The sequence below is a fragment of the Coriobacteriia bacterium genome, from assembly GCA_013336165.1.
Taxonomy (GTDB): Bacteria; Actinomycetota; Coriobacteriia; order Anaerosomatales; family JAAXUF01; genus JAAXUF01.
Window position 1 is genome coordinate 1 of record JAAXUF010000023.1, and the last position, 4,196, is coordinate 4,196.

8 protein-coding genes are annotated in these 4,196 nt (G+C 59.3%); all 8 read left to right on the forward strand.

Annotation, left to right across the window (positions count from 1 at the left end; genetic code table 11):
• The first annotated feature begins 587 nt into the window (after window positions 1-587).
• A complete protein-coding gene (locus HGA39_09690) occupies window positions 588-872 on the forward strand; it encodes a type II toxin-antitoxin system Phd/YefM family antitoxin (protein NTW29614.1) in 285 nt (94 codons plus the stop codon).
• A complete protein-coding gene (locus tag HGA39_09695; GenBank protein NTW29615.1) occupies window positions 869-1,171 on the forward strand; it encodes a type II toxin-antitoxin system RelE/ParE family toxin in 303 nt (100 codons plus the stop codon). Before HGA39_09690 ends, HGA39_09695 begins: the two co-directional genes overlap by 4 nt.
• A 158-nt stretch (window positions 1,172-1,329) precedes the next feature.
• Window positions 1,330-1,608 carry an excinuclease ABC subunit A gene (locus HGA39_09700; protein NTW29616.1) on the forward strand — a complete coding sequence of 93 codons (279 nt, stop codon included), beginning with the start codon at window positions 1,330-1,332 and terminating at the stop codon, window positions 1,606-1,608.
• Window positions 1,609-1,620: 12 nt separating this feature from the next.
• Window positions 1,621-1,923, forward strand: a complete 303-nt coding sequence (locus tag HGA39_09705) for a HigA family addiction module antidote protein (GenBank protein NTW29617.1) — start codon at window positions 1,621-1,623, stop codon at window positions 1,921-1,923.
• Between the two features lie 119 nt (window positions 1,924-2,042).
• Window positions 2,043-2,483, forward strand: a complete 441-nt coding sequence (locus HGA39_09710; protein ID NTW29618.1) for a hypothetical protein — start codon at window positions 2,043-2,045, stop codon at window positions 2,481-2,483.
• Between the two features lie 479 nt (window positions 2,484-2,962).
• Window positions 2,963-3,382 (forward strand): hypothetical protein, encoded by a 420-nt coding sequence (locus tag HGA39_09715; protein NTW29619.1) that lies wholly within the window; start codon window positions 2,963-2,965, stop codon window positions 3,380-3,382.
• Window positions 3,383-3,500: 118 nt separating this feature from the next.
• Window positions 3,501-3,731, forward strand: coding sequence for a hypothetical protein (locus HGA39_09720; protein ID NTW29620.1), 231 nt, complete (start codon window positions 3,501-3,503; stop codon window positions 3,729-3,731).
• 8 nt (window positions 3,732-3,739) lie between these two features.
• Entirely contained in the window at window positions 3,740-4,057 is a 318-nt protein-coding gene (locus tag HGA39_09725) for a hypothetical protein (GenBank protein ID NTW29621.1), read from the forward strand.
• The last annotated feature ends 139 nt before the right edge of the window (window positions 4,058-4,196 follow it).

Below are 4,196 nucleotides of genomic sequence, written 5' to 3' on the forward strand. Positions count from 1 at the left end.
ATCGTTCCTCTTGGGTGATCTGGGCATGCATCGGTTCCCCTTTGCTTGGCGGTAGGGAGGAACCTGAAGTGTCCCAGATCGCCCCACCCTCCGGTGGGGGTGTTGCGTTTAGTATCTGAATTCGCGCTGCCTAACAAACGTTTCGAGCTGACTCGCGGATAGTCGTCTCGCTCTGAAAGCGTTACGCTCGCAGCTCAAACGTCAGACGTTAGCTTGACAGGTCGCTCCTCGCGGGCAGATCGGCAAAGAGGAAGCCATGCAAAGGGCGCACTCGCATCCTGGTCGCTTTGGCCCAGTGTGTCGGCGCCGGTGACGTGCAAGCGTTCTTTGCGCATCACAGCTGCCACACGCCCTTGGTGTCAGCGTTGGCGACAGGAACGGTTGTGCGGGGGCGCGTGTGCAGACTGTGGCCGGTTGATCCGGGTTGAAGACCGCAAGCTAACAAGCAAATCGAGCTGGCTTCGAAAGCTGGTACCATCCCAATCGTAGGTGGACGCAGCTCATTTGCCAGACGTTAGCCACAGTGGGATGCTAGCGGTACGAAGCTGTTGGTGGTACTGTTGGTGGTGCCAAAGGAGGTACCATTCATGAATACGATGCCCAACATCATTCCCATCTCGGATCTGCGTCAGGACGCTGCCGGCGTCATCAAGAGGGCAGCAGCTTCGAGCAAACCGGTCTTCGTCACCCAGCGAGGTCGAGCTTCGGCCGTGCTTGTGAGCGCACAGGTCTATGAGCGCACTCAACACGAGCTCGAAATCTTGAAGCTGCTCGCGCGCGGCGAGGTCGAGATTGAGGCCGGTGTGGGTCACGATCTTGATTCGGTGTTTGCTGATGCGGACGCGCTGCTTAATCAGGCGCAGGCGTCGTGAGAGTTCTTTTCACCCCATCGGCGCGTGAGCAGTTCCTCGCGGCACTGGCCTACATCCGCCAAGACAGTCCCGCGGCAGCTTGGGCGGTGCGCGAGCGCTCAGAGGCTGCGCTTCGTCGGCTCAAGGACTTTCCGGAGTCGGGTCGCGTGCTGCCGGAGTTCCCCGACCTTCCTTTCCGGGAGGTCATTGTGCCGCCGTATCGCTTCTTTTACCGGGTGCGCGAGGATGCCGTATGGGTCGTAGCGGTCTGGCACGATGCGCAGCTTCCAGATGAGCCGGATGATGCCTCACGTGGCTAACAAAGGCATCGAGCAGAACGCCAAGAGGTAAACTGACCGGAGAGGTTATGCGCGTCTGCTCATGCCTCAGACGTTAGAACGAGACCCACAAATCGTCTGAGGTTGTTACGCGTGAATAACGTTTGACGTTATTCACGCACGACGTTATCATTCTTGCCATGATCATCTCGTTCCGTGATACCGACACAGCAGCTCTCGCAGGCGGCCAGCGCGTCAAGCGTTTCGTCGCCTTCGAGTCCGTTGTTCGTCGAAAATTGCGGCAACTCGAGATCGCCGGTCAACTTGACGACTTGAGGGTGCCGCCCGGCAATCGGCTCGAGGCGCTCAAGGGTGATCGACAAGGCCAGCACAGCATTCGGATCAACGACCAGTATCGTGTCTGCTTTCGCTGGACCGCCGCCGGACCCGAAGACGTTGAGATCTTGGACTACCACTAGAAGGTGATGATGATGACAACTGCACTTGCACCCGTGACACCAGGCGAGCTCTTGCTCGAGGAGTTCCTGCTTCCCATGGGCATCTCGAAGTATCGTCTCGCCAAGGAGATCGGGGTCCCGGCGCAGCGCATCGGTGAGATCGTGGCCGGTAGACGTGCGATCACGGCTGACACGGACCTGCGTCTGTCCCGCTTCTTCGGACTCTCGGAGGGGTACTGGCTGCGTGCCCAGGTTGCTTATGACACGGAAGTCGCTCATGAGCGGTTGGCAGGGGAACTCGACAAGATTCGGCCATGGGCGGGAACTGCAGCCTGAGCCGGGGTCCGTTCTAACACGTGTTTCGAGCTGACTCGCAGATAGTCGTCGCTCTCTGAAAGCGCTACGCTCGCAGCTCAAACACCAGACGTTCGATGGAACGATGAAGGGGAGACATCGTGACACTCGTGTACACACTGCTGTTCGTCGCGGCTCTCGTCGGAATCGTCGTACGTCTGCATCAAGGATTTCTCGCGGTTCGGCTTCGGGCTGCTGCGAAGACTGGTTGCGCCGCCTCGATTTCGACGCGCCCCGCAGACATTTTGCGGCTAGGGGCGGTAGCTGCGGTCGTTTCTACGGCGCTTTCGGCCGTTTCGGCGATGATTGCGCCGGGTTCCGGTGTCATCGAACTGGGTCTTGGTCTCTTTGCTGGCGTGTTCTTAGCCGGCATCTACTGGCGATATCCTGCCGCGGCACCCGTCGCAATCACCGCACCCGATTGGGAGACTGGCGAGGTTGGTGGCTATGGGATCATGCGTATCGCTCGCTATCTGTGGGCTAGCATGGCCACCGCGCTGGCATGCGGCAGCGCCTTCACGCTGGTGTCGCGCATGTGGTGAGGTCTTCCGTGCATGAAGTGGACCGCGGTGTTTGGGCTCGACGCGTCTCATCGAACAAACGTTTCGAGCAGACGGCGAAAGCGCTACTCTTTCGAAAGCGGCACGTCCGCTGCTCAAACGTCAGACGTTAGCACGACAGGTTAGCGAACCGCGGGTCGCATCATCGTCGGGTAGGCAAGCAAAGAAGGCGGGGGTCCTGATCGTTTGGCTCGGGTATGAGTCCGATCGACCAGCCAGCGTCTTTTGTCATTCGCAGCTGCCGCACGCCCCCGGATGTCAGCCTTGGCTGGAAGTCTCGGAACTGTGTTGGCGCACTGTGGTTGGAAGGCTTGGAAGGCGTGAGCAGACTGCCACTCGTGGAATCCGGGGTGAAAACCGCGTGCTAACAAGCAAATCGAGCTGGCTTCGAAAGCTGGTACCATCCCAATCGTAGGTGGACGCAGCTCATTTGCCAGACGTTAGACACACAGGGAGGTGCCATGGACGCACGTGAGGCTCTCGCCGCAGGCCAACTCATCCTCGAGCCGGCTCTCGTTCCATGGGGCTTCGTCTTCGTGCCCGCACGTGAAGGTGAAAGCAGCGGCGGCAACTTCGCCAGCGGATCATTCGTGCGCGGGAACCGTTCACTTGAGTTGCACTTCAGGTACTCACTCGGACTGGTCACCTACTCAACCGATGGCCTCTGTCTCGCTCATTCGGAGTACATGCGCTCGCTTGGTCGCCGTGCAGAAAGCGAGTATCCGGGCTTCTCCAGTGACCCACTGGACGGATTCCGGCACCTTCGTTCTGACATAGAGCGTTTCGGCCAGGAGTTTATCGAGGGTAGCGACGCTGACTTCAGGGGTCGTTTCGAGTGGGCGGCAGCGAACCCTGTGCCCAAGGGGATTGCGGCAACCTGAATGCGAGTGGTGTCTAACAAGCGAATCGAGCAGAACGCCAGGAGTTAGAATGACAAGCAAGCGGATGCGCGTCTGCTCATTCGCTGGACGTTAGATGGAACGGAGGTCGGCCCGCTTCATGGATTACGCAATCGGAACACGGGTTCGAATCCGTTCCGACTATCATTGGGCTTGTGGCGCGCTCGGCGTGGTCATAGACCAACCGGGCTGGCCTCGCACGGTAGTCGGGCGTCAGGGTGCGCTGCGATTCTTCTTTGTGCAGTTCGATGTGCCTCAGATTGATGCTGATGGCGATGGTCCCTATCGTGCGGCAGAGATCGACGGCAATTTCTTGGAGGAAATCGGATAGGGGGCTTTGTGGGCGGCGAATTTGACGGGCGGCTCGCGGAACTCGCGTCGGGCGTCTTGGATGGGTCACTCGATCGCCTAGACGCGCTGCAGGAACTCGGCCGGCTAGTCGCTCAAGCGGAGGTGTTCGATCCAGACGCGTTCGGCACACTCGCGGTGGTCTCGGATGACCTAGATGCGATACCAAGCTTGGCTCAGCGTGGACTCTGGGACTCTTCGGCTTTCGAGGCGGCGCGCGTTCGTGGGGAAGAGATTGCCAGCCGGTATGCCGGTGAGATTGATCCTGCGCTTAGCCTTCTCTTGGTGCGTCTTGAGGCCGGATGTTAGCGTCGCGGTCCACCTGACTTCAAGTTTGAAATGCAACACCTGCTCTGACGCGGGTGCTCACGACGACCATGCTTAGACATAGCATTCCTCCGGTGTCTTGAAGCCCAGTCGCTTTCTCGGTCGGGTGTTGAGTCTCTTC

Coding starts and splice junctions, on each gene's coding strand:
- HGA39_09705 (NTW29617.1), top strand. CDS start 1,621: ATGACAACTGCACTTGCACCCGTGACACCAGGCGAGCTCTTGCTCGAG.
- HGA39_09700 (NTW29616.1), top strand. CDS start 1,330: ATGATCATCTCGTTCCGTGATACCGACACAGCAGCTCTCGCAGGCGGC.
- HGA39_09690 (NTW29614.1), top strand. CDS start 588: ATGAATACGATGCCCAACATCATTCCCATCTCGGATCTGCGTCAGGAC.
- HGA39_09715 (NTW29619.1), top strand. CDS start 2,963: ATGGACGCACGTGAGGCTCTCGCCGCAGGCCAACTCATCCTCGAGCCG.
- HGA39_09720 (NTW29620.1), top strand. CDS start 3,501: ATGGATTACGCAATCGGAACACGGGTTCGAATCCGTTCCGACTATCAT.